The 26441-nt window shown below is 70.6% G+C and carries 26 protein-coding genes and 2 tRNA genes; 12 read left to right on the top strand and 16 right to left on the bottom strand.

Features of this window, described 5'->3' with window-relative positions; genetic code table 11:
* Position 1: 1 nt before the first annotated feature.
* The 6 genes from G401_RS56100 to G401_RS0123480 all read right to left on the bottom strand — a co-directional run bounded on the left by G401_RS56100 (position 2) and on the right by G401_RS0123480 (position 4921).
* A tRNA-Pro gene (locus G401_RS56100) sits at positions 2 to 74 on the bottom strand.
* A gap of 115 nt (positions 75 to 189) precedes the next feature.
* A tRNA-Trp gene (locus G401_RS0123505) sits at positions 190 to 262 on the bottom strand.
* Positions 263 to 558: 296 nt separating this feature from the next.
* On the bottom strand, positions 559 to 1551 hold the full coding sequence (locus G401_RS57850; protein ID WP_281174209.1) for an NAD(P)/FAD-dependent oxidoreductase: 993 nt from the start codon (positions 1549 to 1551) through the stop codon (positions 559 to 561).
* A 20-nt stretch (positions 1552 to 1571) separates the two neighbouring features.
* Positions 1572 to 3227, bottom strand: a complete 1656-nt coding sequence (locus tag G401_RS47845; RefSeq protein ID WP_051367041.1) for a methionine--tRNA ligase — start codon at positions 3225 to 3227, stop codon at positions 1572 to 1574.
* 10 nt (positions 3228 to 3237) lie between these two features.
* On the bottom strand, positions 3238 to 3588 hold the full coding sequence (locus G401_RS47840; protein WP_084557558.1) for a cupin domain-containing protein: 351 nt from the start codon (positions 3586 to 3588) through the stop codon (positions 3238 to 3240).
* Complete coding sequence (locus G401_RS0123480) at positions 3551 to 4921, bottom strand: lysine N(6)-hydroxylase/L-ornithine N(5)-oxygenase family protein (RefSeq protein ID WP_027344425.1); 1371 nt, start codon at positions 4919 to 4921, stop codon at positions 3551 to 3553. The genes G401_RS47840 and G401_RS0123480 overlap by 38 nt, the downstream gene beginning before the upstream one ends.
* A gap of 135 nt (positions 4922 to 5056) precedes the next feature.
* Here G401_RS0123480 and G401_RS0123475 point away from each other — a divergent pair, with 135 nt between their 5' ends.
* The 6 genes from G401_RS0123475 to G401_RS0123450 all read left to right on the top strand — a co-directional run bounded on the left by G401_RS0123475 (position 5057) and on the right by G401_RS0123450 (position 11489).
* On the top strand, positions 5057 to 5716 hold the full coding sequence (locus G401_RS0123475; protein ID WP_034592869.1) for a pyridoxamine 5'-phosphate oxidase family protein: 660 nt from the start codon (positions 5057 to 5059) through the stop codon (positions 5714 to 5716).
* Between the two features lie 309 nt (positions 5717 to 6025).
* Complete coding sequence (locus tag G401_RS0123470) at positions 6026 to 7045, top strand: bile acid:sodium symporter (RefSeq protein ID WP_157546219.1); 1020 nt, start codon at positions 6026 to 6028, stop codon at positions 7043 to 7045.
* 134 nt (positions 7046 to 7179) lie between these two features.
* Positions 7180 to 8757, top strand: coding sequence for an MFS transporter (locus tag G401_RS0123465; protein WP_211240822.1), 1578 nt, complete (start codon positions 7180 to 7182; stop codon positions 8755 to 8757).
* 335 nt (positions 8758 to 9092) lie between these two features.
* Positions 9093 to 9308 (top strand): hypothetical protein, encoded by a 216-nt coding sequence (locus tag G401_RS0123460; RefSeq protein WP_157546215.1) that lies wholly within the window; start codon positions 9093 to 9095, stop codon positions 9306 to 9308.
* A gap of 136 nt (positions 9309 to 9444) precedes the next feature.
* Positions 9445 to 10125: a 2-phosphosulfolactate phosphatase gene (locus G401_RS53215; protein WP_157546212.1), complete on the top strand. Its 681-nt coding sequence runs from the start codon at positions 9445 to 9447 to the stop codon at positions 10123 to 10125.
* A gap of 143 nt (positions 10126 to 10268) precedes the next feature.
* Positions 10269 to 11489 (top strand): serine hydrolase domain-containing protein, encoded by a 1221-nt coding sequence (locus G401_RS0123450; RefSeq protein WP_027344420.1) that lies wholly within the window; start codon positions 10269 to 10271, stop codon positions 11487 to 11489.
* 24 nt (positions 11490 to 11513) lie between these two features.
* On the opposite strand, the gene G401_RS47825 is transcribed toward G401_RS0123450, so the two are convergent.
* Positions 11514 to 12752, bottom strand: coding sequence for an anhydro-N-acetylmuramic acid kinase (locus G401_RS47825; protein WP_051367038.1), 1239 nt, complete (start codon positions 12750 to 12752; stop codon positions 11514 to 11516).
* Between the two features lie 89 nt (positions 12753 to 12841).
* On the opposite strand from G401_RS47825, the gene G401_RS47820 reads away from it, so the two are divergent.
* Both G401_RS47820 and G401_RS0123435 read left to right on the top strand, forming a co-directional pair.
* Complete coding sequence (locus tag G401_RS47820; RefSeq protein WP_051367037.1) at positions 12842 to 13909, top strand: serine hydrolase domain-containing protein; 1068 nt, start codon at positions 12842 to 12844, stop codon at positions 13907 to 13909.
* 1 nt (position 13910) lies between these two features.
* The gene (locus G401_RS0123435; RefSeq protein WP_084557519.1) at positions 13911 to 14774 is read left to right on the top strand and encodes a MurR/RpiR family transcriptional regulator; all 864 of its coding nucleotides are present in this window, start codon (positions 13911 to 13913) and stop codon (positions 14772 to 14774) included.
* Here G401_RS0123435 and G401_RS47815 read toward each other — a convergent pair.
* The 5 genes from G401_RS47815 to G401_RS0123410 all read right to left on the bottom strand — a co-directional run bounded on the left by G401_RS47815 (position 14768) and on the right by G401_RS0123410 (position 20594).
* Positions 14768 to 15778 carry an ABC transporter ATP-binding protein gene (locus G401_RS47815; RefSeq protein ID WP_034592809.1) on the bottom strand — a complete coding sequence of 337 codons (1011 nt, stop codon included), beginning with the start codon at positions 15776 to 15778 and terminating at the stop codon, positions 14768 to 14770. The genes G401_RS0123435 and G401_RS47815 overlap by 7 nt on opposite strands.
* The gene (locus G401_RS47810; protein ID WP_051367036.1) at positions 15775 to 16794 is read right to left on the bottom strand and encodes an ABC transporter ATP-binding protein; all 1020 of its coding nucleotides are present in this window, start codon (positions 16792 to 16794) and stop codon (positions 15775 to 15777) included. Before G401_RS47810 ends, G401_RS47815 begins: the two co-directional genes overlap by 4 nt.
* Positions 16791 to 17678 (bottom strand): ABC transporter permease, encoded by an 888-nt coding sequence (locus tag G401_RS0123420; RefSeq protein ID WP_027344418.1) that lies wholly within the window; start codon positions 17676 to 17678, stop codon positions 16791 to 16793. The genes G401_RS47810 and G401_RS0123420 overlap by 4 nt, the downstream gene beginning before the upstream one ends.
* Positions 17675 to 18670: an ABC transporter permease gene (locus G401_RS0123415; RefSeq protein WP_027344417.1), complete on the bottom strand. Its 996-nt coding sequence runs from the start codon at positions 18668 to 18670 to the stop codon at positions 17675 to 17677. Before G401_RS0123415 ends, G401_RS0123420 begins: the two co-directional genes overlap by 4 nt.
* 112 nt (positions 18671 to 18782) lie before the next feature.
* Positions 18783 to 20594: an ABC transporter substrate-binding protein gene (locus G401_RS0123410; protein ID WP_027344416.1), complete on the bottom strand. Its 1812-nt coding sequence runs from the start codon at positions 20592 to 20594 to the stop codon at positions 18783 to 18785.
* A 297-nt stretch (positions 20595 to 20891) separates the two neighbouring features.
* Between G401_RS0123410 and G401_RS0123405 the strand changes: the two genes are divergently transcribed.
* On the top strand, positions 20892 to 21806 hold the full coding sequence (locus tag G401_RS0123405; protein ID WP_034592807.1) for an N-acetylmuramic acid 6-phosphate etherase: 915 nt from the start codon (positions 20892 to 20894) through the stop codon (positions 21804 to 21806).
* Between the two features lies 1 nt (position 21807).
* Here G401_RS0123405 and G401_RS0123400 read toward each other — a convergent pair whose 3' ends face one another.
* Complete coding sequence (locus tag G401_RS0123400) at positions 21808 to 22752, bottom strand: MurR/RpiR family transcriptional regulator (RefSeq protein ID WP_084557515.1); 945 nt, start codon at positions 22750 to 22752, stop codon at positions 21808 to 21810.
* A 178-nt stretch (positions 22753 to 22930) separates the two neighbouring features.
* Between G401_RS0123400 and G401_RS0123395 the strand changes: the two genes are divergently transcribed.
* Positions 22931 to 23851 carry a GNAT family N-acetyltransferase gene (locus G401_RS0123395; RefSeq protein WP_051367035.1) on the top strand — a complete coding sequence of 307 codons (921 nt, stop codon included), beginning with the start codon at positions 22931 to 22933 and terminating at the stop codon, positions 23849 to 23851.
* Entirely contained in the window at positions 23848 to 23985 is a 138-nt protein-coding gene (locus G401_RS56095) for a hypothetical protein (protein ID WP_157546209.1), read from the top strand. The genes G401_RS0123395 and G401_RS56095 overlap by 4 nt, the downstream gene beginning before the upstream one ends.
* On the opposite strand, the gene G401_RS47805 is transcribed toward G401_RS56095, so the two are convergent.
* Positions 23970 to 24398 carry a YunG family protein gene (locus tag G401_RS47805; protein WP_034592803.1) on the bottom strand — a complete coding sequence of 143 codons (429 nt, stop codon included), beginning with the start codon at positions 24396 to 24398 and terminating at the stop codon, positions 23970 to 23972. The two genes, G401_RS56095 and G401_RS47805, sit on opposite strands and share 16 nt — an antisense overlap.
* Before the next feature lie 42 nt (positions 24399 to 24440).
* Positions 24441 to 25112, bottom strand: coding sequence for a helix-turn-helix domain-containing protein (locus tag G401_RS57180; protein WP_027344412.1), 672 nt, complete (start codon positions 25110 to 25112; stop codon positions 24441 to 24443).
* Positions 25113 to 25278: 166 nt separating this feature from the next.
* Here G401_RS57180 and G401_RS0123375 point away from each other — a divergent pair, with 166 nt between their 5' ends.
* Positions 25279 to 25659 carry a hypothetical protein gene (locus tag G401_RS0123375; protein ID WP_027344411.1) on the top strand — a complete coding sequence of 127 codons (381 nt, stop codon included), beginning with the start codon at positions 25279 to 25281 and terminating at the stop codon, positions 25657 to 25659.
* Between the two features lie 91 nt (positions 25660 to 25750).
* On the opposite strand, the gene G401_RS0123370 is transcribed toward G401_RS0123375, so the two are convergent.
* On the bottom strand, positions 25751 to 26392 hold the full coding sequence (locus G401_RS0123370; RefSeq protein ID WP_027344410.1) for a dihydrofolate reductase family protein: 642 nt from the start codon (positions 26390 to 26392) through the stop codon (positions 25751 to 25753).
* Positions 26393 to 26441 lie beyond the last annotated feature (49 nt).

The following is a 26441-nucleotide window of genomic DNA, read 5'->3' as shown; positions in this document are numbered from 1 at the left end:
GTCGGGAACCGGGGAGTCGAACCCCGCGCGTCCTGGTCCCAAACCAGGTCCGGTCGCCGTGCCGGTCGTTCCCGATGGCCCGAGGCGGTGTACTCGACGACCGTCGGAGCCATGCGATGATGCCATTCAATGATGCCATCCACTGTGGAATTATCAATGCACTCGCCGACCTGGGGGCAGCGTTGTACGCATGGGCGGCAGGAGTCGAACCTGCGACGTCCGGTTTTGGAGACCGGCGCTCTGGCCTCTGAGCTACGCCCATAGGGAGTTACTGGTGCCTGAATACGGAAAGGCCGCCTGGCCCGGGTCCCGGGAGGCGGCCTCAGCTGCGCTTTCGCTCAGCTTTGCCACCTGGGCCGGTACGCCGTGACGCCCGGGTATTGGGCGGGCAGATCCGCCGACTGGGGCAGGACCTGTCGTCCGCCACGGCACGCGCCGCGCGGATCGAGAATGGTCTGCCACAACATGTCGGTTCGCCCTTCGGTGGTTTCAGTGGAACGTCTGGCAATGACAATAGGGCCATTGCTTCCCGGCGGCAATCATATTTTCGACCAGGAACTATTCGATGCCGATCCGTCGGGCGAATCGCGGCGGCGACGTCGTGGCGCCGGTGATGGCGTCGGCGGCGTACCGGGCGAGGCTGGGGCCGTGTTTGAAGCCGTGTCCGCTGTCGCCGCCGAGGAACCACACGTGCGGGTGGCCGGGGTGCCGGTCGAGGAGGAAGTCGCCGCTGGGGCGGTCGGCGTACCCGCACGGTTCTCGACTGATGGGGCGGCCGGCGAGCGCCGGGAGATGCCTGCGTACGTATTCCTCGACCTGCCCGGTGGTCTGGTCGGCGGCGGGGAGGTCGGGTACCACCTTGACCGAGCGGCCGTCGGCACCGGGCAGGCTGTAGAAGCCGCGTACATGGTCGAGCCAGGCCGGCCGTCCCGTTGCGGTGGCGACGATCCGGAACGCGTCGTGGGTGGCCGGGGTGACGTCGGTGAGGCCGGGGAACAGTTGCGGCAGCGCGGCTCCGACCGCCCAGACGACGAGGTCGGCCGACAGGGTGCGGCTCTGCCACGAGACGGCTTCTCCGGCGGGGACGGCGTTGCCGTGCAGGAATCGCACGCCGAGGGTGGCGGCACGGGCGCGCAGGGCGGTCATCGCCCGGGCCGCGAGCAGCACTCCCCCGTCGGGTTCGACGAGCGCGGGGCCGTCCAGCCCGGCGAGCGCCGGGTATCGCGCCCGCAAAGCGTTGCCGTCCAACAACTCTACGGCGATGCCGAGTTCTCGTAGGGTCGCGGCGGTGTCGGCGAGCCAGGTCCCGGTGCCGAACGACACGACGCCGATCGGCTGGAAGATGCCTTCGTCCAGCTGTCGCCAGTGGGCGCGGGCCTGGTCGGCGGAGGCGGCGTACCACGTGTCGGTGCCGTGGGCACAGCGCAGGATGCGGCTGTCGGCATGGGACGGTGACGGAGTGCCGGGGCGGTCGCGTTCCAGGACGCGGACCGCCCAGCCGCGGCCCGCGAGCTCGGTGGCGAGGCTCAGCCCGAAGACTCCTGCGCCGATGACGAGGGCCCGGTCACCGGTCAGGAGCTCATCACCGTCTGCTCCAGGTCCGCGGGCAGCCGGGTGAAGAAGACCGCCTTCGTGTCGACCCGCTGTCCGGCCGGCGGCGGCGCCGTGCCGATCCAGACCGGCTCGCCGGGCTCGCCGAGCGACGTCCACAGCAGCTGTCCGAAGTCCGGCATCAGCGGGTACGCGAGTTGAGCCAGCGTACGCGCGGCGGCGAGTTCGGCTGCGACGGCCGCGGCGGCGACGTCGAGGCCGGCGGACCCGGTCGCCTCCGGGATGAGTCCGAGCTGGGTGGTGCGCCGGCTCTGGGCGGCGGCGAAGTCGACGGTGTCGGCGACGAGGCGTACCAGTCCCCGGGCGGCGCGCCGGGTGGAGAACCCTTCGGCGGCGTACGCGGAGAAGACGTCCTGGGCGGCGGCGTCGAGTTGCTGGAGGAAGGCGTGCTGGGAGCGGGTGGCCGCGGCGAAGGAGGGGACCTTGCCGCCGGCGGCGTCGACGCGTTCGAACAGGGCGGTCAGCCAGCCCTGCCAGCGTTCGACGAGTTCGCCGTCGACGAGGGCGTGGAACCTGTCCCAGCCGAAGGAGGTACGCGCGGCCTCGGGCCGGTCGTGGCCGAGCACGAAGCGCACGATGCTGCCGGGTACCTGGGTGAGCAGGTCCGTGGCCCAGATGGCGTGCCGGCGGCTGGTCGAGAACTTCGAGTCGCCGAGAAGGTAGAACTCGTTGGTGAGCAGTGCCGACGGCAGCCTCAGGCCCGGGTCGTAGGCCATCATCAGGGCCGGGAACAGCACGGCGTGGAAGTAGCCGTTGTCGAAGCCGAAGAACTGGACCACGGTGGCCCGGTCCCAGGCCTCCCGCCAGTCCGTGGTGGACAGTGCCCGGGCGAGTTCGGCGGCGTACCCGGGGACCATCTCGGCCCAGACGTAGATCCGCTGGCCGGGGTGGCCGGGCATCGGCAGGCCCCAGTCGGTCGGGTGGGTCACCGGGATGTCGGGCAGCCCGGCGGCCAGCATGTCCGCGCACAACGCTTCCAGCTGCGGGCTCATGACGGTGCCCGCGTGGTACGCGCGCAGCCGGTCGGCGTACTCGCTGAGGGGGAAGACGAGACGGGTGCCGACCTGGAGGGTCGGGGCGGAGCCGCAGGCGTTGCACACGGCGTCGACGAGGTCGGTGACGGCGTTGGGCAGGGCGCAGTTCTCGCAGGAGTTGCCGTCGCAGACGGCGCCGCAGTGCGGGCACCGGCCGGTGAGGTGGGCTTCGAACAGGTACCGGTCGCAGGTCGCGCAGTGCGGCAGGGGTTCGGTGACGGTACGCAGGGCGCCGCGTTCGTGCAGGCGGGCGAAGAAGCCCGACACGATCCGGGTGTGTTCGGGGGTGTGCTGCGGGCGTACGACGGCGGCGGTGGCGAACGCGGCGCTGGTGAAGATCCTGGCGATCTCGTCGGCGTACCGGTCGGCCATCACCAGCGGGTCGACGCCGTCGCGGCGGGCCTTCGTGGGCACGTAGCTCTGGTGCAGGTCGGAGCCGGTCACGTAGTACGCGTCTCCGCCGCGCAGCCGCACGGCCCGGGCGTAGACGTCGGCGCCCAGGTAGGGGCCGCTGACGTGGCCCAGGTGCAGGTCTCCGTTGGGGGTCGGCGGGGCGGCGGTGACGGCGGTCAGCGTCTGCATGCGCGTCCGTTCAGAGGTCGGTCGGGCCGTGCTCGGCCGGCCAGTAGACGGACAGGAAGACCAGCCGCTCGCCGGCGGAGGTGTTGGCGACGTGGTGGCGCAGCCCGCCGGGGATCAGCACCGACGTCTGGGCGTCGACGGGGCTGGACTCGTCGCCGATCGTCATGGTGCCGGTGCCGGACAGGAAGATGAAGCATTCGTGTTCGGGGTGCTCGTGCGGGTCGGTGCTGCCGCCCGGTTCGACGACCGCCCGGCCGAAGCCCCACGGGGCCAGCTCCTCGCCGCCGTGCGGGTAGAGCTGCTGGAACAGGATGCCGTACGCGTCAGACAGCTGCGCGTCGTCCATGCGCCGGATCAACATGAGGCCTGCCTCCCCTGCCGAAGGTGGTGAACGCGGATCGTTCCGGCAGGTCGAAGACGCTCTTGCCGGTGACGCTGTTGAGGATCGTGGCCGACCGCCAGGCGCCGAGCCCGAGGTCGGGGGCGCTCGCGCCGTGGGTGTGCCGCTCGGCGTTCTGCACGTAGACTCCCCCGCCGAGGTCCCCGCCGAGGTTCCCGCCGAGGTCGTCGTCGAGGACGAGGCGGAACTGTTCGTCGATCCGGGCCCGGCCGCTGCCGTCGCGGGCGATCCGGTCGGCGAACCCGCGCAGCAGCGCGTCGGCGGGCCGTTCGGTGTAGCCGGTGGCGAGGACGACCGCGTCGGTGGCGAGGGAGTCGGCTTCGCCGGTGAGGACGTCGCGCAACTGGAGCAGTACGCCGTCGGTCCCGATGTCGGCGCCGGTCACCGCGGTGCCGGGCCGCAGGAGCACGTCCGGCCAGCCGCGGTCGATGCCGCGCTCGTAGAGCTCGTCGTAGACCGCGGCGATCGTTTCGACGCTGATGCCCTTGTAGAGCCGCCACTGCCGGGGCAGCAGCTGGTCGCGGACCGCCTCGGGCAGCTGCTGGAAGTAGCGGGAGTATTCCGGGGCGAACTGCTCCAGGCCCAGCCGCGAGTACTCCATCGGCGTGAACGCCTCGGTGCGGGCCAGCCAGTGCAGCCCTTCCCGGCCGGCGGGCCGGGCGCGCAGCAGGTCGAGGAAGACCTCCGCGCCGGACTGGCCGGAGCCGATGACGCTGACCCGCCCGGCGGCGGCGAGCTCGTCCCGGCGGGGCAGGTAGCCGGCCGAGTGCACGGCGAGGACCCGGTCGTCGGCGAGCAGGTGGGCGAGCTCCGGGGGCACGACGGGGGCGGTGCCGATGCCGAGGACCACGTTGCGGGCGGCGACCGTCTCGACCGCGCCGCCGCGCTCGACGGTGAGGACGAAGTGGTCGCCGTCGTGCTCGACGCCGGTCACCGTGCTGTCGAAGCGGCAGGCCGCCAGCTGCGAGGCGACCCACCGGCAGTACGCGTCGAACTCCGCCCGGTAGGGGTGCCACTGTTCGGCGAAGTAGAACGGGAACAGCCGCCCGACCGCGCGCAGGTAGTTGAGGAACGACCACGGGTTCGTCGGGTCGACGAGGCTCACCAGGTCGGCGAGGAACGGCACCTGCAGGGTGGTGCCGCCGAGCAGCAGTCCTGGATGCCAGCGGAACTCCGGCAGCCGTTCGAAGAACACCGTCCGCAGCCCCGGTACGCGGTCGCCGAGCGCGGCCAGCGAGAGGTTGAAGGGGCCCAGCCCGACTCCGGCGAGGTCGTACGGCTCACGCGCGGACATGCCTGTCCTTCCTCCCGTGATCAAGGACGCTGACAGTCTCTCCCATCTATATCGATCTAGGCAAGTGCTTCTCTATCAGCGGGTGCCCGTGTGTTCCTGGCGGTCCATCGCCCGGACCCGATACCGTACGCGCTCATGGACATCGTCGAGACGGAGCGCACCCGGCACCGGCGGCTGCGCGAGCAGGGCAGCCACGACCGGGCGGACCTCCTCGCCATTCTGCGCCAGGGTTTCGTCGCCCACCTCGGGGTCGTCGTCGACGGCGTACCGATGGTCGTTCCTACGGTGTACGGGCTGGATCCCGGCGGGGACACCGTCTACTTCCACGGCTCGGTGGCCAGCCGGAGCCTCGTCCAGGCGCCGGAGACCACCATCTGCCTGACCGTGACGCACGTCGACGGCCTCGTGCTGGCCCGTTCCGTCTTCGAGCACGGCGTCAACTACCGCAGCGCGATGATCTACGGCGTACCCCGGCCGGTGACCGACGAGGCCGAGAAACTGGCCGGGCTTCGCGTCCTCACCGAGCACATCACCCCGGGCCAGTGGGACTACGTACGCCAGCCCAGCCGCAAGGAACTCGTCGCGACCGCGCTGCTGGCGCTGTCGACGGTGGAGTCGTCGGTGAAGATCCGGACCGGGCCGCCGACCGACGCCGACGGTCCCGACGGGGAGCTGCCGGTGTGGGCGGGGGTCCGGCCCGTCGCACCCGTCTGGGGGGCACTGGTCGCCGATCCCGAGTTGGCCGCGGGCATCACGGTCCCCGAGCATCTTCGGGGCGAACCGCACCTGCGCTGACGACGTGCGGATACCGGCGTACGGGTCGCCATGAACTGCCCGGATCACCGCTGAACATCACGTGAGCGGACGAACGACGGAGCAAACGGATAGCTTCGGACATCGCGCTCATCGACGCGCTCATCGACGCGCTCCTCGAAGCGCTCATCGACATTCGCACCGCGACCTGCCGGGCCGCGGACGCGAGGCGCCCGCGGGCACATCTGCCGATTCGCATGCGACGCGAGCAGCCGAAGGTGCAGGGTTTGACTGTGCGCCAAGGCGCGGATCGATCTGGCCGAAGGCACGACGGACCGTTGGGGATCCACGGTGGCGTTCGGCCCGTTGCCGTCACGCTTGACGGGCGATCGAGTCGCTCGCGGCGCGATCGCCCGCTCCGGAAAAGGGAACGATATGACTCAGCCCAGTCAGAGCGTCCTGATCAACGGGTTCGGGGTGCTCTTCGTCATATTGAACGCGTTCGGCCTGGGCCTGCGGCTCTCGGTCGGCAAGCTGCTGGCGGTGGCGTTCGCCCATTGGAAGATCGCCGTGTGCGCGCTGGTCGTCAATTTCGTCGTCATACCGCTCCTGTTCGTCGGCTATCTGCGGACGATAGCCTCGTCCATCCCCGGCGAGATCAAGGTCGGGTTCTGCATCGCCGCCCTGTCCGCCGGCATGCCTTTCGCCCCGCTTCTCGCCCGGTTGGCCAGGGCGGATGTCGGCATCTCCACCACGCTGCTGGTGGTCTTGACGGTCGGGACCATCATCGTCCTCCCGCTGGGGTTGCCCCTCGCCGTCGACGCGGTCGACGCGCAGCTCAAGGCTTCCACCTGGGATTACGCCTGGCCGCTGCTGCTCTTCCTGCTCCTGCCGCTGATTCTCGGCTGCTGTTTCCGACTCTGGTGGCCCGATCTGGCGCCGCCGTTGGCCCGGTGGGTCGTCCGGGTCGGCATCCTGTGCCTGCTGTTCAATCTCAACTTCACGCTGGTGGCGTACTGGAGTCTCCTGGTCCAGACCTGGGGCACCGAGAGCTACCTCGCGGCCGTCGCCGGCCCGTTCATCGGCCTCGGATGCGGCTACCTTCTCGTCACCGGCCTTCGGGTCAAGGACGTGCGAATCAGGCACGCGGCCGAAGCGACCACGGCGGTACGCAACATCGCTCCCATGCTCTTGATGATGATTTTCCCCTTCGCCGCCGACCCGCTGGTCACGGTGTCGATCACGATCCTCAACACCATCGGCATCGCGACGGTTCTCCTGTTCGTCCTGATGTGGAGGCGTGCCGCCGCACCACCGGACACCCGCCCTCGCCGGCCTCCCGACAACGCCCCGGCAGCGGTCCGACGGTGAGTCGTCGCGGCCGGCCGAGACCCGGCACGCCTTTGGGCGTACGTGGATGCCGTTGACCGATCCCGTGCCTCCACATGGCGTTCGAGCTGCGCATTCGTGCTCCCGGGGCCGCCGGTCCGCGTAGCGTGGAGCGAGTGCCTCCTGAGCGCGACTCCAAGTACCTGACGCTCGCGGCAACGCTCTTCGCGGTGGCGATGACGTTCATCGACCAGACCATCGTGTCGATCGCGGCGCCCACGATCCAGGACGAGCTCGGTCTGTCCCGCGAAGGTACGCGCTGGATCGTGAACGCGTACCTTCTCGCGCTTGCGGCGACTTTCGCCCTCGGTGGCCGGATCGCCGACGTCGTCGGGCCGCGGCGCATGATGATCGTCGGAGTGATCGGATTCGCCGCCGCGTCGGCACTGTGCGGCCTCACCCCGACCGGTTCGGCCGCCGAGCCGTGGATCATCGCCTTCCGCGTGGTGCAAGGCGTCTCGGCCGCCCTCATGGTCCCGGCGGCGCTGGCGATCGTCGTCTCCGCCTTCCCCGTGAACGAGCGCGGCCGCGCCCTGGCCATCTTCTTCGCCATCAGCGGCGGCCTGACCGCCATCGGCCCGATCGCGGGCGGCTACCTGACGCAGTGGACCTGGCGCGCGATCTTCTGGATCAACATCCCGGTCGCCGTCGCCGCCCTCGTCCTCGCCTGGTTCGCCCACATTCCCGACAAGAGAAGGAACGCGCGCATCGACTGGACCGGCGCCGCGATCATCACCGTGGGCATGGCACTGTCGGTCCTCGGCTTCGAGCAGGCCCAGGTATGGGGCTGGGGCTCGTGGAAGACCATCCTGTGCATCGTCGCCGGCGTCGCGTTCATCGTGCTGTTCGTGCTCTTCGAGGTACGCCAGCGCAACCCGCTCATCCAGATGAAGGTCTTCGCCAGCCGCGCCTTCAACGTCGACAACCTGGTGCTCTTCTTCTCGATGATGGCGTTCGTCCCCGTGTTCTTCTTCGCCAGCGTCTACGCCCAGGTGTCGCTCGGCTTCAACGCCAACAACGCCGGCCTGTACCTGCTGCTCATCTTCGCCGGATTCGCACCGGCCGCCCAGATCGGCGGCCGCATGCTCGACCGCGGCGGCGCCCGGCGGCCCGTCATCCTCGGCTCCGCCGTCGCGACGATCGCCTTCGGCCTGTGGGCCAACAGCGTCACCGACCTGAGCCTCGGCGCGCAGTGGCCCTACATCGTCCTGTCCGGTGCCGGGCTGGGACTGATCGTCGGCCCGGCCTCCACCGACGCCGTCAACCGCGCCATCGGGGCCTCGTACGGCGAGGTCACCGGCATCACGCAGACGATCCGCAACTACGGCTCGGCGCTGGGCGTCGCCATCCTCGGTACGCTGCTGTCCGACGTCTTCATCGACCGGCTGACATCCTCGCTTGAGGGGTTGGGAGTCCCGGCCGGCCAGGCCCAGTCGGCGGCGAACACCGCCGTCAACGGGAGCGGTGGAAGTGTGAGCGACGCGCCGGCCGCGATCCGTGACCAGCTCAACACGGCGGTCATGCAGGATTACGCGACGGCGACCAAGTATGTGTTGTGGGGTATGGCTTTGGCGCTGTTCCTGACACTCCTGGTGGCGCTACGGCATCCCGGTGGACAGGCCGTGGCAGCCGCCGAGGAGGAGCCGTCGCCGGGGGCCACCCGGCTGGAACCGGCACCCGAACAAGGCGGCTGACGCACGGATTCTTGACTCCGGCCGCGGTTCTGACCAGCCTGGTCCCCCGGTGCGCTCGCGCTGGCGGAACCGGCCGCGGCCGGCGCCGCTCCCACGCAAGCGGACCGGGCCGCAGCCACCGCCGCCGGGTCAGCCGCGGTGAGGCCGAAGCCGCCCGGCCGAACTCCCTCCGTCTTCCCGCCGGCACCGATCGGGGCGGACACGCTCCGGTTGGCAGCCGTCGCTCCGGGTATCTCACCGACGCCGTGGTGGAGTTACCACGCGCAGCCGGGCGATCCCTGCTGGTGCTCGGCCGGAACCCTCTGCGTCCTGGTGTGGGACCCCACCACCTCGTCGTGGGAAGACTTCGACCTGGTCGCCTGCGCCCGGTACTACCTCTCGAACTGGTACACCAGGCGTACTACGAGGACGACCAGACCGGCAACGCGACGTCGTACTTCTACGGCCAGTTCGGCAACACGCTGCTGACGTTCTCCCCCGACTACCCGAACCTCGTCCGACGCCAGTACGCCCCCGGCTGGGATCCGGTCTGGTCGATCCGCAACTGCTGACGGTGTGAGTCGCCGGCCCGGTCAGTCGGCCGAGGCCGGCACCGTCCACTCATGGTGTTTCAGCGCAGCCCAACCCACCTTGACAGCGCGGGAATCTCCTTGCGGAGCGAACCTCTGCGGCCGACGATCTGGTGTCGTGTCGATCGTAGGAATGGAAGCCGACGTCCCCGCCGGCGAAGTCGTCGTCGTCATCGATGTCATACGTGCCTTCACGACGGCGGCGGTCGCCTTCGAGCGCGGGGTGGCGGAGATCGCCTGCGCGCCGTCGGTCGAGGCCGGCCGGGATCTGCGGCGGCTGCACCCGGATCGCCTTCTGGTGGGCGAGACCAACGGGCTCCAACCCGCGGACTTCGACTTCGGGAACTCGCCGGCCGAGCTGTCGACCGTACGCCTGGACGGTCGGCGGTTGATCCAGGCGACCTCGAACGGCACGCGGGGACTCGCCCGGTGTCCGGACCCGCGGGCGCTGCTCGCGGTGTCGGCGCGCAACGTCGGCGCCACCGCCCGATGGATCGGGCGCAACCATGCGGACGTTCCGCGTACGCTCATCTGCACGGGACGGACCGCCGAGGACTGGGCCTGTGCGCGGTATCTCGACGCGCTGCTGGACGGGGCGTCGCCGGGACGGGCGGATCTGATCGAGGGCATCATGGACGGCGCCGCGGAGCACGCCCGTGCCTATGATCGAATGCCCGTGTCCGAACGTGTGGACCTGTCCCGGGATCTCGGCTTCTGCCGCGATGTCGACCGGTCCGCGTTCGCCATGGTCGGCGAGGTACGCGACAACCATGTCGTCCTCACCCGGGTGGAGTGCTGAACGGCGGGCCGTCCCGACTGCGCATAAGCCGCAGTTTTCATTAGCATCACTAATCGCACCCTTCCCGATTCCGTCGTTGATCATCGGAGTCCGCTGCCGAAAGGTGGAGGACCGAGAACATCAGCGGTACGGAGAGGTGCACCATGGGACAGGATTTCACAGCGGCGGGGCTTCGGCGGCTGCACGACGTACTGAACCGGCACGTGGAATCGGGACGGATTCCCGGCCTCGTCGCGCTGGTCAGCCGGGGTGAGACGACGCACGTCGAGACGATCGGCACGATGCGCCACGACGGCGGACCGGCGATGAGCCGGGACACGATCTTCCGGATGGCGTCGACGTCCAAGCCGGTCTCGGTCGCCGCGGCCATGGTGCTGCTGGACGAGTGCCGGCTGCGCCTGGACGACCTGGTCCAGGAGTGGCTGCCGGAACTGGCCGACCGCCAGGTGCTGCGCCGTATCGACGGCCCGCTCGACGACACCGTGCCGGCCCGGCGGCCGATCACCGTACGCGACGTGCTGACCTCCACGTTCGGTCTCGGCATGGACATGACCGCGCTGGGTGCCCCGATCATGAACGCGATCTTCGAGCAGGGGCTCACCCCGAACCTGCCGACGCCGATGCCCGAGCCGGACGAGTGGATGCGCCGGCTGGGCACGCTGCCGCTGATGCGCCAGCCCGGTGAGGAGTGGCAGTACCAGCTCAGCAACGACCTGCTCGGCGTACTCGTCGCGCGGGTGAGCGGCCAGACGTTCGAGGCCTTCCTCCGTGAGCGGATCTTCGACCCGCTGGGGATGAAGGACACCGGATTCGACGTGCCCGCTGACAAGATCGACCGGCTGCCCCCGCTGTACGCGCCCGACCCGCAGACCGGCGAGTTCCACGTGTGGGACCCGGCCGAGGGCGGCCGTCACAGCCAGCCCCCGGCGTTCCAGGGCGGCGGCGGTGGCCTGGTGTCCACGGCGGACGACTACCACGCGTACTTCCGGATGCTGCTCAACCACGGCAAGCACGGCTCGGAGCGCATCCTGTCCCGGCCGGCCGTCGAGCTGATGACCTCCAACCAGCTCACGCCCGAGCAGCTGGCCGCGCGGGAGAAGCTGGCGCGCGACAACGTCCACATCTCGTTCGGCCAGGGCCAGCACGGCGGCTGGGGCTTCGGCATGGCCGTGCGCACCTACCGCGGCGACTACGCGTCCGTCGGCCAGTTCGGCTGGGACGGCGGCAGCGGCACCTCGACCTACGCCGACCCGGCCACGGGCATCACCGGGATCCTGCTCACCCAGGTCGGGGCGTCCGTGCCGGACGGGATCAGGGCCATGCACGACTTCTGGACCACGGTCTACCAGGCTCTCGAAGACTGATCCGCCGACCTGCCCGGCACGGGCTCACACCCTCGGGTACGCAGCCGGTGAGCCGCCTTCCGATTCCCCGGTTTCGGCAGGGCGCCTCACCGGCTGTTCGAGTCGCAGCGCCGTCGGTGGCGTACGCAGCGGTTCGGGCAGCGGTTCGGGCAGCCGTAACGGTCCCGTGCCGGGCACGATCGCGCCGAGGATCCGGCCGCCGGCCGCCCCGGTGGCGCTCGGCACGTTCGTCGGCAGCCCGTGCGCGGTCTGCCAGCCGAGCATCGCGAACGCGATCGCCTCCTTGGCGTCGGCCGGTACGCCGAGCGCGTCGCTGGTGCTCAGGCGTACACCGCGGAGTTCCTGCCGCAGGAGGGCCATGAGCGCGGGGTTGGCGCAGCCGCCGCCCGCGGCGATCACCTCGTCGACGCCGTGCCGGTGGACCTGGGCCGCCACGGTCCGGGCGGTCAGCGCGGTGACGGTGGCGACGACGTCCTCATGGGCGGGTTCCGGCCCGGCCGCGAGGGCCTGGTCGAGGTACGCCGCGTTGAACAGTTCCTTGCCGGTGGTCTTGGGCGGCGCCAGGTCGAAGTACGGCTCGGCCAGCAGGCGGGCCAGCAGCGTCTCGTCCACGCGGCCGGCGGCGGCCAGCCGCCCGCCCTCGTCGTAGGCCAGCCGGCCGCCGGTCGCCCGGACCGCCGCCGCGTCGATGAGCGCGTTCGCGGGGCCGGTGTCGAACGCGAGCGCGCCGGCCGGCAGCGGCACGGTCAGGTTGGCTATGCCGCCCAGGTTCAGCGCGGCGGGCCGGCCGGGCCGACCGGCGAGCAGCAGCGCGTCCATCATGGCCACGAGCGGGGCGCCCTGGCCGCCGGCCGCCACGTCACGCGTACGCACATCGGCGACGACCGGCAGTCCCGTACGCTCGGCGATCCAGGCCGGCTGTCCCAGTTGGAGGGTGCCCAGCACCTGCCCGCCGTCGACCCAGTGGAAGACGGTCTGCCCGTGGGAGCAGACGAGATCCGCCCCGCCGGCATCGCCGACCGCGGCCGCCGCCGCTTCGGCGAAGGCCTGCCCGATGAGAGTGTCCAGCGCGCACACGTCGGCCATGTCGAACCGCGCCGGCGGCAGCATGCGCACGAGCCGCTCGCGCAGCGCCGGTGCGTACGGGGTGCTGCCGGTGTGCTCGATGACGCCGCGCAGGACGCCGTCTTCGAGGCGGAAGTCCACGACCGCCACGTCGATGCCGTCGTGCGAGGTCCCCGAGATCATGCCCAGCACGCGCATGCCGATCGCCCTCCGAAGGGTGAGGTCAGATCTTGACGCCCATTCGCAAGATCGTGACAGATATTGCCACGGCTGCTAACGTCGCCGCCATGCCCGCACTCGCTCAGCTGCTGGCCGACGGGGCGTACGCGCAGCCGCCGCGCTACAGCGCCGCCGTGGCCGTGATCCAGCGCTACGGGACGCGTACGCACGCGGCGGCGGTCGGGCAGCTCGGCCGCTTCGCCGACACCGCCGGTACGCCCGCCCCGGCGCACCTGGCCGTCGACGCCGACGAGTCCACCGTCTTCGACTTCGCCTCCATCACGAAGATGTTCACCGCCGTGGTGATGCTGACGCTGGTCGAGCAGGGCGTCCTCGGGCTGGACGAGCCGGTCGCGGGATGGCTGGCGTCCTTTCAGGATGGACAGCGTCGTCAGGTGACCCTGCGCCACCTGCTCAGCCACACCTCCGGGCTGCCGGCCGTGCTCCCGCTGGCCACTGATTGGCCGGACCGCGACGCCCGCGTCGCAGCGGTCCTGAACGCGCCGTTGCGGCACGCGCCCGGCACAGCGTTCGAGTACTCCTGCGTCGGGTTCATGCTCGCGGGGTTCCTGGCCGAGCAGGTCACCGGGCAGACGCTGCCGGAGCTGGTCGCCGAGCGGATCTGCCGGCCGCTCGGCCTCGCCGACACCGGGTTCCGCCCGGCCGCGCCGCTGGTCGCCCGGACCGCGGCCACGGAACTCCAGCCGGACCGGGGCCTGGTGCACGGCAGCGTCCACGACGAGAGCTCGTGGTCGCTGGGTGGCACGGCGGGCAACGCCGGCATCTTCGGCACCGCCACGGATCTGGCGCGGTTCGGCGAGATGCTGCGCTCCGGCGGGTCGCCGATCCTGCGGAAAGGCACCGTCGCCGAGATGACCCGGGATCAGCTGCGGCCCGAGCTCGATCCCGGTTACCGGCACGGGCTGGGCGTCCGCATCGCCGATCCGCAGAGCATGGGCATGCTGGCACGGTCGGGCGCGTACGGGCACACCGGGTTCACGGGCACGTCACTCGTCGTCGACCCCGGCCGCGGCCTCGTGGTGGTGCTGCTGACCAACCGGGTGCACCCCAGCCGCGACTGGTCCACCGTCGCCGATCTCCGCCAGGCCGTCGCCCACCTGGCCGCGGGTGGCTGAGATGGACATTCGCGTACGCCTGAGAGCGGCGCTGCCGACGTTGCGCCCGGCCGAGCGGCGGGTGGCCGACGCGCTGCTCGCCGACTCCGCGGGGACGGCCGAGATGTCGATCAGCGTGCTCGCCCGGCAGTGCCAGACGTCGGAGACGACGGTGATGCGGTTGTGCCGGTCGGTGGGCCTTTCCCGGTTCCCGGAGCTGCGGTTGGCGCTCGCGCGGTCGGCCGGCCGTGAGGAGGCCCGGCACGGCCTGGGTACGCAGCTGTCCGGCGACATCAGCGCGACCGACTCCCTCGACGACATCGTGCGCAAGATCGCGTACAGCGACGCCCGCGCGGTCGAGGACACGGCGGCCACGCTGGACCTGGAGTCGTTGCGGCGGGCCACCGACGCGCTGGCCGCCGCCGGCCGCATCGACATCTACGGCATCGGCGCGAGCGCGTTCGTGGGCCAGGATCTGCACCAGAAGCTGCACCGCATCGGGCGGATCGCCTTCGTCTGGCCCGATCCGCACGCGGCGCTCACCTCGGCGGCCCTGCTCGGGCGCCGCGACGTCGCGATCGCGATCTCCCACAGCGGCACCACCATCGACACGGCCGACGCGCTGCGGACGGCGCACGAGCGCGGCGCCACGACGGTGGCGATCACCAATTTCGGCACGTCACCGCTGACCGAGCACGCCGACCTGGTCCTCACCACCGCCGCCCGCGAGACGACGTTCCGCTCCGGCGCGACGGCGAGCCGCATCGCGCAGCTCGCCGTCGTGGACTGCCTGTTCGTCGCGGTGGCGCAGCGTTCCCACGCCCGTTCCATGCAGGCTCTGGAGAACACGTACGCCGCCGTGCGTACGCGTCGCTACGGTCACTGACTCAGGGCGATCTCCATCGCGGCGACCTGCCGGGGTTCGGCGTGCAGGCAGGCGTGCTGGTGCGTGGGATCCCACGGCGTCAGCGCGGGCTGCGCGACCTCGCATTCGTCCGTCGCGAAAGGACACCGCGGCGCGAAGAGGCAGCCGGTGTCCTCGGTACGCTCGTCCAGCGAGCCGATCGGCACCAGCCGCTGCGGGCCGGGCAGTTCCAGCCCGCGCATGATCGGGATGGCCGACAGCAGACACTGGGTGTAGGGATGCACCGGCGTCTGGATGATCGTGTCCGTCGGCCCCGACTCGATCACCGAGCCGCGGTAGATCACGTGCAGCTCGCCGTCCTCGCCGATGTACCGGGCGGTCGCGACGTCGTGGGTGATGAACACGAGCGAGATGCCCAGCCGCGTACGCAGATCGCGCAGCAGGCTCAGGATGCCCAGCCGCATCGACACGTCGATCATCGACACGGCCTCGTCGGCGATGAGCACCTCGGGGTCGACGGTGAGCGCCCGGGCGATGACCACCCGCTGGCGCTGGCCGCCGGAGAGCTGGTGCGGGTACTTGCCGAGGACCCCCTCCGGCGACAGGCCGACGAGTTCCAGCAGCTCGGCCGCTCTGGCCTCAACGGCTTTGCGGTCGCCGCCGGTCTCGCGGGCGCGCATCCGCAGCGGGTCCTCCAGCGTCTGCTCGATGGTGCGGGTCGGGTTGAGCGCGGAGTACGGGTCCTGATGGATCATCTGGATCCGCCGGAAGTACGGCGCCCGCCGCCGCGCCGACAGTCCCGACAGTTCGACCCCGTCGACGACGAGTTCGCCGCCGTCGAACGTCTCGATGCCGGTCAGGATCTTGCCCAGGGTCGTCTTGCCGCAGCCCGATTCGCCGATGAACGAGACCGCACCGCCCTTGGGCAGGCTGAAGCTGACCCCCCGCAGAGCGGGCACGACCCGCGCGCCGGTGATGGCGCCGTGGCTGCGGTAGGTACGCGTGATGTTCCTGGCCTCGATCACGAGAGCACTCCCGTCGGTTCCACATGGCAGGCGCGGCGCCGGCCGGGCGTCCACTGGACGAGCTCGGGCTCCTCCTCGGCGCAGACCGGCATCGCCAGCGGGCACCGGTCCCGAAAGACGCAGCCCTGACGCGGCACCGTCGTCAGGTCCGGCGGGCGACCCGGCAGGACCCGGGCGGCCGAGATGTCGCCGACGATGCGGGCCATCGCGCCGATGAGCGCGCGCGTGTAAGGGTGCGAAGGCTCGTGCAGCACGGCCGTCGCGGGACCCTCCTCGGGGTTCGGTCCGCCGTACATCACCACGAGCCGGTCGGCGATCTCCGAGACGACACCCAGGTCATGGGTGACGATCAGGGTGGTCAGGCCGCTGTCGCGGTGCACCCGCCGGACGATGTCGAGCACCGCCGCCTGCGAGAGCACGTCCAGCGCCGTGGTCGGCTCGTCGAGGATGAGTACGCGGGCGTTGAGCACCAGCGCGAGCACGATCCCGATCCGCTGGCGCATCCCGCCCGACAGCTCGTGCTGGTAGGAGTCCAGGACCCGGTCGGGGTCGAGGCCCACCTCGGAGATCAGCTGCGCCGCTCGGCGTACCAGGGCGCGAAGATCCCGGACGTCGTGCGCGCGGCCGAGGTCGAGCAGCTGCTTGCCGATGGTCTTGAGCGGGTTGAGCGAGTTCTGCGAGGCCTGGAAGACGTAGCCCAGTGTGCCGCCGCGGGCGTGGCGCAGCTTGCGGCCCGCGAGCTTGGTGACGTCGCCGAGCCCGGTGACGGTGATGGAGCCGGAGCTGATCCGGCCGGGTGAGGGCACGGCGTTGAGCATGGCCAGCGCGAGGGTCGACTTGCCCGAGCCCGACTCGCCGACCAGGCCCGTGATCTGCCCGGGTACCAGGTCGATGCTCGCCCGCGAGACCGCGGGCAGTTCGCCGAGGTCGGTGCGGTAGACGACCGTGAGGTCGCTGACGCTGACCTCGACGGGCTGGTCGACCGGCCGGTCCGTCTGCTGGATGGTCTCGGTCATGAGCGCTCCCGGAGCCGGGGGTTGAAGAGTTCGTCGATCGCGTCCAGGAACAGCACGATGCCCAGCGTCAGCAGCAGGATGCAGACCAGCGGCGCGAGCAGGTAGCTCAGCGCCTGCGGGCTGTTGATCGCCCCGCCGGCGAAGACCGCCTCGTTGAGCATCACGCCCCAGTTGCTGCTGGTGAACGGGACGACGCCGAGGAAGAACAGCGCGACCTCGGCCCCGATGAACCCGATCACCGACAGCAGGAGGTTCATCGCCACGTAGGGCGCGATGTTGGGCAGCAGCTCGCGGACGATGATGTGGGTGTTGGACAGGCCGAGCCCGCGGGCGGCCTCCAGGAAGCCGCGCTCGCGCAGCGACAGCGTCTGCGAGCGGACGGCCCGGGCGACGCCGCCCCAGCCGGTGACGCCGAGCACGAGGCCCATCTCCAGCGGCCTGCCGAAGTTCCAGATCGTGGAGAGCACGACCAGCAGCGGGAAGCCGGGAATGGTCAGGACGAAGTCGGTGACGCGCATGAGCGACGAGTCGGTGAAGCCGCGGTGGTATCCGGCGACCAGCCCGATCGTGGTGCCGAGCGCCGCGGTCACCAGGGCGGAGATCGCCGCGGTCAGCAGCACGTACCGCGCGCCGACGATGACCTCCTGCAGAACGTCGGAGCCCGCGAAGTCGGTGCCCAGCCAGTGCGCGCCGCTGGGCGAGGCGTAGATGTTGTCCGGGTCGACCGCGAGCTGGCCCGGGTAGAGCATCGGCCCGGCGATCGCCATCAGCGTGAAGAAGACGATGATGGCCAGGCCGATGACGCGGCCGGGCTTGCGCAGCAGGACGCGGCGCGTGACCCGCCAGGGGGACCGGCGGGCCCGTGCCGCCGCCAGGGTGCTCATGCTCGCCTCACTCGGGGGTCGATCACCGAATAGAGCAGTTCGGCGAGGATGTTGGCCAGGATGATCGCCACGGTGATGAGCAGGAACGCCCCGCCCATCAGCGGGTAGTCGCGCCGGCCGATGCTGTGCAGCAGCAGGTTGCCCAGGCCCGGGTAGTCGAAGATGTCCTCGATGAGCACCGAGCCGCCGAACATGTAGCCCACCGAGATCGCCAGGACGGTGAACAGCGGCAGGATCGCGTTGCGGGCGATGTAGCGCATCCGGGTGACCGGGCTGATCCCGCGCAGCTCGGCGGCCAGGATGAAGTCGTCGCCCAGCACGGAGACCACGCTCGACTTCATGGTGAGCAGCCAGCCGCCGTAGGTCAGCAGCGCGTACGTGGAGACCGGCAGGACCGCGTGCGTGATCACCGAGCCGATGTACGGGCCGTTGAAGCCCGGGGTGAGCGTGACGTCGCTGGTGTCGCCGTACGGCAGGATCTGCCACAGGGTGTGGAAGAGGAACGCCAGCAGCAGCGCGAGGACGAACGACGGGATGCCGGCCATCAGCGAGCCGGAGAGGGTCAGCAGCCCGCCCCAGCGCGTGGAGCGCTTGACCGCGGCGATCACGCCGCCGGCGACGCCGATGATGAAGCTGACGACGAGTCCACTCAGGACGGGCAGGACGGTCCACGGCGCCGCCGAGGCGATCACGTCCGCCACCGGTACGCCGCTGTAAGAGATCGACACGCCGAGGTTGCCGTGCAACAGCTGGCCCAGGTATCCGAAGTACTGCTGCAGCAGCGGTTCGTGCGAGGTGAACCCGGCGACGACCGCCGCTTTCGCCTGCGCGATCTCCGGCGGGGTGCCCTGCATGATCAGCCGGTCGTACTCGATGTCGCCGGGGTTGCCCGGCAGGGAGTGGACCAGCACGAAGGTGAATGTGGCGACCACCCACACCATGACCAGTCCCGCGATCAGCTTCATCAGCAGCCGGCGGAGGAACCCCTTCATGCCCCGTCACCTCCTTGGCGTTCGTTCATGCTCTGCTCCTGCTCGACGAGTCGGCGGCGGGCCGGGTGTGAGAACCGCGGCGCGGTCCCCACACCCGGTGCCGCGCGGGCTGTTACTGCTTGCCCTGGACGTAGCCCTGCATCATCCAGACCCCCGGCGGGTTGTTCAACAGGGCGTCCTGCCCCTGCTGGGGGAAGTTGGTGAAGCGCTTGTCGTTGGTGAACTGCACGCTGGTGTAGTCCCAGATCGGGATGACCGGCAGCTCCTGGTTGGTGGCGATCGCGAGCTGCTGGATGATCGGCTTCTGGTCGGCCGGCGCCAGCGCGCTCAGCTGGGCGGTCAGCTCGCCCACCTTGACCGTGTTACCGCCGACCGTGTAGGTCTCGGGCGTGTTCTGCCAGTTGCCCGAGCCCTTGCCGGAGACGTGCGCCACGGTCGCGCCACGCATCGAGAAGCCGTTGTCGGCGCCGTAGAGCCGCTGGTACGCCGCGGACGCCTGCGGCCCGAGGGCGGTCAGCCAGAAGCCGACGGCGTACTTGCCCGCGGCCATCTCGGTCTTGTAGGTGGCGAAGTCGGCGGTCAGGGCCGGCTTGGTGGGGATGCCGAAGCTGGTCAGCTCGTTGGCGATGACCGTCGAGGCGGCGATCCAGTCGCTGAACCCGTTGACGGTCTGCAGGGTGATCGTCCACGGCTTGCCGTCGGGCAGCATCCACTGGTCGCCGTTCTTGGTGAAGCCGACCCCCTTGAGCAGGGTCTCCGCCTTCGCCGTGTCGGGCTCGTACGGGTTGAGCGCGTTGACCTGGTCCGGCGTGAGCCAGTTGGCGGTGGCCTGCTCGATCATGCCGGTGAGGTGCGTCGAGGCCGTGCCGCCGACCGGCTCGCCGACCTTGGTGACGGCCTTGCGGTCGATGACGTACGCGAGCGCCTGGCGTACCGCGGTCTTGTCGTAGGGCGCGACGGACTCGTTGAAGGCGATCGCGGCGTTGACGTAGTGCAGGGAGTCGACCCGCTTGTTGCCGGCCTTGAGGATCTCGTCCAGCACGTTGGTCGGGATGGAGGTGTAGGGCGCCGAGTCCAGCTCCCCGTTCTTCATGTAGCCCCAGATCTGCTCGTTGCCGCTGTAGTGGCGCAGCACCACCTGCTTCGGCGAGATCTTGGGGAGGTCGTAGAAGTACTTGTTGCGGTCCAGTACGGCCGAACCGGGGTTGACCCGGGTCAGCACGAACGGGCCGGCCGAGACGTCGGTCTGCGGCGCGAACGCCGAGATCGTCTTGCCGGTCGCGTTGAGCTTGTCGATGGCGGCCTGGGCGGCGGTGGCGTCGCTGCCCTGGCTGGCGGCGATCGTGTCCCAGATGTCGGCCGGCACCAGGCTGCCGTAGACCTTGGTGGGCACGATCGTCTGCTTGAGCACCAGGCGGGTGAAGTTGATGTTCTTACCGCCGACGGCCTGGTCGATCTCGACCGTGTGCGCGTCGACCGTCTTGACCGCGCCCACGTCCAGGCCCTGGGTGAGGAAGCCCGCGCCGACGGTCGCGCTGCCCTGAGTCAGGGCGATGGCCAGCGAGGTCTTGACGTCGTCGGGCGTGACGTCCGACCCGTCCGACCACTTCGCCTTGTCCTGCAACTGGACCGTGAGCGAGGTCGGGGTCGCCGTCCAGCTCTTGGCCAGGCCGGGGAAGAAGTCGTTGGGGTCGGCCGGGTTCAGCTTGTCGAACCCCAGCTGCATCGTGTTGTAGCCGAGGAAGTAGTTGCCGGAGGCGTTGAACGGGTTCATCGGCGCGCCGGCGGTGATCGGGTTGGTTCCCGAGATGGTGGTATACACAGCGCCGCCGTCGGCGGCCTTGTTGTCTGTCGAGCACGCAGCGAGCATCGCCGTCACCGCCAGTGCGGCGACGGGTGCGGTGACCCATGTGTGGCGGTTCATCTTCCGGTGATCTCCGATCGGCCGAGGGTGGGCGGACGAGTGGCGCAGTGAGGAGACCATAGGGAGCATGGGCCAACTGAGTCAATAAGCAACGTAAGTCGCCGCGATTTCGTAACTTGACGCCCTAGACCGCCGTGCTCGGCGACACGCGTACCAGGATCTTTAGCGTTCGACCTCCGCAAATCCGCGCCAGTGGCGGCTCGCGCGATGTCAGAAACCCACGTACTTTCGGTCAGATGGGTTGCTAAACTACCTCGGCCGCTGGCACCATGCTCGGCAACCGAGAGGACACCCGAGATGAGCATCGCGCGTTCCACCCGCGTGGAATCACCTACCGAGCAACGCAACCCGCGGACCGTGGACATCGACCGGCTGCCCGCGGCCGAGATCCTCCGTCTGCTCAACGACGAGGACCGCGGGCTCGCCGACGCCGTACGCGTGGTGATACCCGAGCTCGCGCGGGTGGTCGACGAGACCACCGCCCGGCTGGACTCCGGTGGGCGCCTGCACTACTTCGGCGCGGGGACCTCGGGACGGCTCGCCCTCATGGACGCCGCGGAACTGATCCCCACCTTCGGCCTGCCGCCCGGTGTCGTGGTCGCGCACCACGCCGGGGGCCCGGCCGCCATGACCCGGCCGATCGAGGGCACCGAGGACAGCTCCGAGCTGGGCGAGGCCGACGCCGCCGAGGTCGGGCCGCAGGACGTGGTCGTCGGCATCACCGCCAGCGGGCGTACGCCCTATGTGGAGGGTGCGCTGCGGCGGGCGCGTGCGGTCGGCGCGTTCACCGTCCTGCTGACCGCCAACCCCGGCGCGCTGCTGGCCGACCTGGTCGACGTCCATCTCGGCGTGGACACCGGGCCCGAGGCCATCGCCGGTTCGACCCGCCTCAAGGCCGCGTCGGCCCACAAGCTGGTGCTCAACAGCCTGTCCACGGCGGTCATGGTGGCCCTCGGGCGTACCTATTCGAACCTCATGGTCGACGTGGCCGCCACCAACGCCAAGCTGCGCGGCCGGGCGGTCAGCATCCTCGTCGAGGCGACCGGGCACGACGAGGCCGCCTGCGTCGACGCGCTGGGCGCGGCCGACGGCGACCTCAAGACCGCCATGGTCGGCCTGCTCGCCGGATGCGGTCCGCAGCAGGCCCGCGAGGCGCTGCGCGACAACGGCGGCCGCGTACGCCTCGCGGTCGCCGCGGCCCGCCGCCCGTAGCTCAGCGGCCCCGGCTGTGCACGGCGGTGTAGGTGCGCTCCAGGGCCTTCATCGTGCGGGCGTAGTTGCGCTGGGCGACGCCGACGAACAGGCAGTCGACCACCGTCAGGGCGGCGATCCGGCTGGCCATCGCGCCCGAGCGGAATGTCGTCTCCCGCACCGCCGTGGTCAGGACGTGGTCGGCGACCTCGACGATCGCCGACCGCGGGAAGTTGGTGATCGCCACCGTGGCCGCACCGCTGTTGCGGGCCTCCGCCAGGCTGGTGATGGTGTCCACCGTGTCCCCCGTGTGGGAGACGCCGATCGCGACGTCGCCCCGCTTCAGCAGCGTCGCGGAGGTCAGCGCCACGTGCGGGTCGGCCCACGCGTTCACCGAGCGGCCGATGCGGTGCAGCTTCTGCTGCAGGTCCAGGGCGATCAGGGCGCTGGCCCCCACCCCGTAGATGTCCACCCGGTCGGCGGTGGCGACGACGTCGATGGCCCGCTTGAGTACGTGCAGGTCCAGCTGCGCGACGGTGTCCTGCACGGCCCGGGTGTCGGCGAAGCCGAGCTTCATCACGACGTCGCTGAGCTGGTCGCGGGGGCCGATGTCGGAGCCGGCGCCCGACCACCCGGCCGAGCTGTCCTCGGTGCCCGCCGCCGAGGCGAGCCGGATGCGCAGCTCGGGATAGCCCCGCAGGCCGACCGCGCGGCAGAAGCGGATCACCGTGGTCTCGGAGGTCTCGCAGAAGCCGGCCAGCTCGCTGATCGTCATCGCGGCCACGCCCGCCGGATCGCCGATCGCCGCCTCCGCCACCCGGCGCTCGGACGGCGGCAGGCCCGGCATGAGCGCGCGGATCTGCACGAGCACGCTCTGGGAGGCCGCGCCGGTCCCGGCGGGCGACCCCGGCGACCCCGCCGGACGGATCTCCGCGGTTCTCGGACCTCGTCCTCTGGTTCCGCTCATGACGGAATCCTACGGATCGAATCGATCATCGGAGCCGGGCTGCCGGACGTGTCGCCGGTAGCCGGACGGTCGTGGGTAGCAGACACACGGACACCCTACTGGTAAGTTTCCACCGTCATCTAGCATCCTGGCGTAATTTATTGACGATCCCCCATCGGGGAGACGGAGGTGGCCACCCATGCCTCAGATCGATGTGCGGACCGCGGACGAGCGGGATCTGCCGCGGATGCGGGCCGTGGCCGCCGGCGCCCTGCTGCACGACGCCGACGCCGCCGACGTCGTCGACCTGCTCTGGTCGGGCCCCCAGCCGCCGCCGGAGCTGCGGATCGTCGCCCTCGTCGACGGGCGCGTCGCCGGGGTGGCGCTCGGCTCCCTGAGCACCGTCACCCCCGCGGGCGGAGCCGCGTACGCCCGCGGCCACGTCAACCTCGTCGCGGTCGCGCCCGACCGCCAGGGACACGGCCTCGGCCGGGCCCTGCTCAGCGCGCTGGAGGAGCGGCTCGGCGCCGCAGGCGCGACGCAGCTGGTGATCCGGGGCAGCAATCCGCACTACTCCTGGCCCGGCATCGACACCCGCTACACCGCCGCGGTCTGCCTCGCCGAGTCCGCCGGCTACCAGCGCGACGGAGAAGCCTTCAACATGGACGTCGACCTCGACCGGGCGCCCCTGGACACCGCCGCCGACGAGCAGCGGCTGGCCGCCGCCGGCGTGACCGTCCGGCGGCTGCGCCCCGACGACGAACCCCGCTTCAGCGAATGGATGCGTACCTGGGGCGGAACCTGGCAGGCCGAAGCCGCGGCCGCGCTGGCCACGACGCCCGCCCGCTGCCACATCGCCGTACGCGGCACCGAGTACGTCGGATTCGCCTGCCACGGCGTGAACCGGCGTACCTGGTTCGGCCCCATGGGAACGGAGAAGTCCCTGCGCGGCCAGGGTGTCGGCGCGGTCCTGCTCCGCCGTTGCCTCGCCGATCAGCGCGCCGCCGGACTGCGCACGGCCGAGATCGGCTGGACGGGGCCGATCCGGTTCTACGCGCGTACCGTGCATGCGTCGCTCGGCCGGGTGTTCTGGCTCTACCGCAAGACGCCGGCGGCATGACGGCACCCACGCTCATCGTGGTGGCCGGGCCGCCGAGCTCGGGCGACACCACCGACGGGTACGCCCCGGGCCTCGACGCGATCCTGACCTTCATCAACGGACCGGGACGCGAGCAGCCCTACTCCGGCAGCTGATCCGCATCGCGGCCGGGAAGGGGCTGGCCGAGACGCTCAGCCACGCGTCGCCGAAGAAGCCGGTACTCGTCGTTGCGTCGCTTCAGTGGACCGGCCGGACGCTGAACAGGGCGGGCCCCCGAGATCACCTCGGCGGATCGGAACTGCTCGCGCGTCAGGTCGATCTCGATCCCGCTGTCGAGACGGTTCCACCAGTGAAACCCCTGCGGCGCACCGGAAGCGGCCGTGACATCCCCGACGATCAACTCGCCGCCGAAGACGTCGTGGACGATCAGAGCCGTGATGTCGCAGTGGCCCCATGCGGGGTTGCCCGCGTCCCAGCCGGCCCGGGCAAAGTCGTCCGGCGAGCAGGTGTCGGCCGCCCAGCCGGCGCGCAGCGCGTCCTCCAGGGTAGCCAAGGTCAACAGAACCATGCGGCCGATCCTGCCAGAATGCCCCGGCCGGCGGTGCCGAGGTCACGGCAGCACGATCTGTGCTGTCTCGCCCGATGCCACCAGCCGGTCACCGAAGTAGATCTCGACGTACGCCCGCACGGCGCTTCCGTCGACCAGCAGGATGTTGGTCCAGTGGTAGTCGAAGGCGTACTCCTCGCGGTAGTCGATCCGGCGTCCGTCCGAGCCACGGTCCACCATCAGCATGATCTCCGCGGACTCCTCGCGCCGGACGAGATTGTCCAAGCTGGCGTAGCCCTCGAAGCGCGCCCAGGCGGCGCCGGCGGACCGGTTGTGGCGGACCTCGACGAGGCCGATGATCACCCGCCGCCCGTCGAGGGCGACCTTCGCGCCGATGGCGGTCACCGCTTCCCGCGCGCATCCGGCCGCCTCGGGTTCGGCGTCGTCCACGATCTCCTCCGGCGGCCACGGCACGGCGATCGCCGGGTTCGATCCGGCGGCGGGCGGCGACCGGCGCAGCGCCCGCCATCTGCGTTCCCAATCGAGCAGGTCGCCGCCGCAGGCCCGGACGATGGCCAGCGTGACCGCCAATGACGGTACGGCTTTGCCGCTGAAGGCGTCGGACAGCGTGGTCCGCGAATAGTGGATCGCACCGGCCAGGCTCCGCAGGCTCTGTCCGCCGGCCTTCTCTTTCAGACCGCGCAGCCCCTCGGCGAACGCCTGAAGATCTTCCACCGGCGTGACCCGGACCCCCTCTGGACGCGGCTGGCCGTACGAGTGTCAGGGCGCTGTCCGCTGACGCCTGCAGTCTATCGGCGAACGTCACTGATCGGAATGCTACTTGCAGCGGCGCCGCGGTCCTGCACATCCCAACGGGGCTGAAGAATCAAGGAGTACAACGATGAGAAGGTTCCGTTTCCCGGTACGCATCGCCGTCGTCCTCAGCGCGCTGACCGCGGCGGTGGCCGCCGCGATGGCCGCGCCGTCGCCGGCCCAGGCGGCACCGTCCACGTTCGCCGCCGGCTCGACCGTTCACGGCATCGGCATCCAGACCGTCGGCGTGCAGTGCGACGACGGAACGCGTATCCGCAACGCCCCCATCAGCGGGACCATCCTGGGTCTCTGCTACAGCGTCCACGCGGTGACCGCCATCTGCTACCGCAGCATCGCCGGGCAGGCGTACCTGTGGCTCTACCTCACCGACAACAGCACCGGCGTCACCGGCTGGTCGTACGGCCAGTACCTGCATCCGACGGGCAGCGGATCCCTGTACGCGTGCTGACGCGTTGAGGGCGCCGGCTCACGGGGGGCGCGCCGGCTGCGGAGCCCGAGGGGTTCCCAGCCGGCGTCGATGCGCCGCTGCGTCGGTCGGCTCAGCGGCGGAAGGTGAGGTGTGTCGTGCCGCTTTCCGCCGTCTCCGCCGTCACCTGGTAGCCGGATTCCAGGCCGCGCAGGTCGTCCCACAGCCGGATCCCGCCGCCGAGGATGATCGGGGCGATGGCCACGTGAAGCTGGTCGACCAGCCCGGCTTTCAGGAAGTCGCGCACCACGGTGGGGCCGCCGCCGACGCGTACGTCGCCGCCGCCGGCCGCCTCGGTCGCCCGGTCGAGCGCCTCCTGCGGGGTCGCGGCCAGGAAATGGAACGTGGTGCCGCCCGCCATCTCGATCGAGGGGCGCGGAGTGTGGGTCAGCACGAACACCGGCACCCGGAACGGGGGCTCCTCACCCCACCAGCCCCGCCAGTCCGGATCGTCCGGATGCGTATGGAACCCGAACATGCCCGCGCCCATGATCTCGGCCCCGACCTGCGCGAAGTAGGCCTCGGCGTACTTGTCGTCGGTGCCCGTCGTTCCCTCGCCCGTCGTGTCGTGCAGGACCCGGGCCCGGAACGTGCGGGTGGCCACGTACGCGGCGACCAGGCGGCCCCAGTCGTCACCCATCGGGTTCTCGGGCGTCTGGTCCGTGGTGGTCGCGTACCCGTCGAGTGAGATGTTCAGATCCACACGGACAGCCACGATCGTGTTTCCTCTCCTGGTCGGGAACACCCTCACGGTACCGGGAGCG

This window comes from Hamadaea tsunoensis DSM 44101 (genome assembly GCF_000428945.1).
In the GTDB taxonomy this organism is placed as follows: Bacteria; Actinomycetota; Actinomycetes; order Mycobacteriales; family Micromonosporaceae; genus Hamadaea; species Hamadaea tsunoensis.
This window is presented reverse-complemented; position numbering and strand designations above follow the sequence as displayed.

What these genes read in the sequence shown, in the direction of transcription:
- G401_RS47820 (WP_051367037.1), top strand. Translation starts at nt 12,842, where the DNA reads ATGCCCGCACTCGCTCAGCTGCTGGCCGACGGGGCGTACGCGCAGCCG.
- G401_RS56095 (WP_157546209.1), top strand. Translation starts at nt 23,848, where the DNA reads ATGACGGCACCCACGCTCATCGTGGTGGCCGGGCCGCCGAGCTCGGGC.
- G401_RS0123405 (WP_034592807.1), top strand. Translation starts at nt 20,892, where the DNA reads ATGAGCATCGCGCGTTCCACCCGCGTGGAATCACCTACCGAGCAACGC.
- G401_RS47840 (WP_084557558.1), bottom strand. Translation starts at nt 3,588, where the DNA reads ATGTTGATCCGGCGCATGGACGACGCGCAGCTGTCTGACGCGTACGGC.
- G401_RS0123420 (WP_027344418.1), bottom strand. Translation starts at nt 17,678, where the DNA reads ATGAGCACCCTGGCGGCGGCACGGGCCCGCCGGTCCCCCTGGCGGGTC.
- G401_RS0123400 (WP_084557515.1), bottom strand. Translation starts at nt 22,752, where the DNA reads ATGAGCGGAACCAGAGGACGAGGTCCGAGAACCGCGGAGATCCGTCCG.
- G401_RS0123480 (WP_027344425.1), bottom strand. Translation starts at nt 4,921, where the DNA reads ATGTCCGCGCGTGAGCCGTACGACCTCGCCGGAGTCGGGCTGGGCCCC.
- G401_RS0123410 (WP_027344416.1), bottom strand. Translation starts at nt 20,594, where the DNA reads ATGAACCGCCACACATGGGTCACCGCACCCGTCGCCGCACTGGCGGTG.
- G401_RS0123435 (WP_084557519.1), top strand. Translation starts at nt 13,911, where the DNA reads ATGGACATTCGCGTACGCCTGAGAGCGGCGCTGCCGACGTTGCGCCCG.
- G401_RS47845 (WP_051367041.1), bottom strand. Translation starts at nt 3,227, where the DNA reads ATGCAGACGCTGACCGCCGTCACCGCCGCCCCGCCGACCCCCAACGGA.
- G401_RS47825 (WP_051367038.1), bottom strand. Translation starts at nt 12,752, where the DNA reads ATGCGCGTGCTGGGCATGATCTCGGGGACCTCGCACGACGGCATCGAC.
- G401_RS0123375 (WP_027344411.1), top strand. Translation starts at nt 25,279, where the DNA reads ATGAGAAGGTTCCGTTTCCCGGTACGCATCGCCGTCGTCCTCAGCGCG.
- G401_RS47810 (WP_051367036.1), bottom strand. Translation starts at nt 16,794, where the DNA reads ATGACCGAGACCATCCAGCAGACGGACCGGCCGGTCGACCAGCCCGTC.
- G401_RS0123450 (WP_027344420.1), top strand. Translation starts at nt 10,269, where the DNA reads ATGGGACAGGATTTCACAGCGGCGGGGCTTCGGCGGCTGCACGACGTA.
- G401_RS0123415 (WP_027344417.1), bottom strand. Translation starts at nt 18,670, where the DNA reads ATGAAGGGGTTCCTCCGCCGGCTGCTGATGAAGCTGATCGCGGGACTG.
- G401_RS0123475 (WP_034592869.1), top strand. Translation starts at nt 5,057, where the DNA reads ATGGACATCGTCGAGACGGAGCGCACCCGGCACCGGCGGCTGCGCGAG.
- G401_RS47805 (WP_034592803.1), bottom strand. Translation starts at nt 24,398, where the DNA reads ATGGTTCTGTTGACCTTGGCTACCCTGGAGGACGCGCTGCGCGCCGGC.
- G401_RS0123395 (WP_051367035.1), top strand. Translation starts at nt 22,931, where the DNA reads ATGCCTCAGATCGATGTGCGGACCGCGGACGAGCGGGATCTGCCGCGG.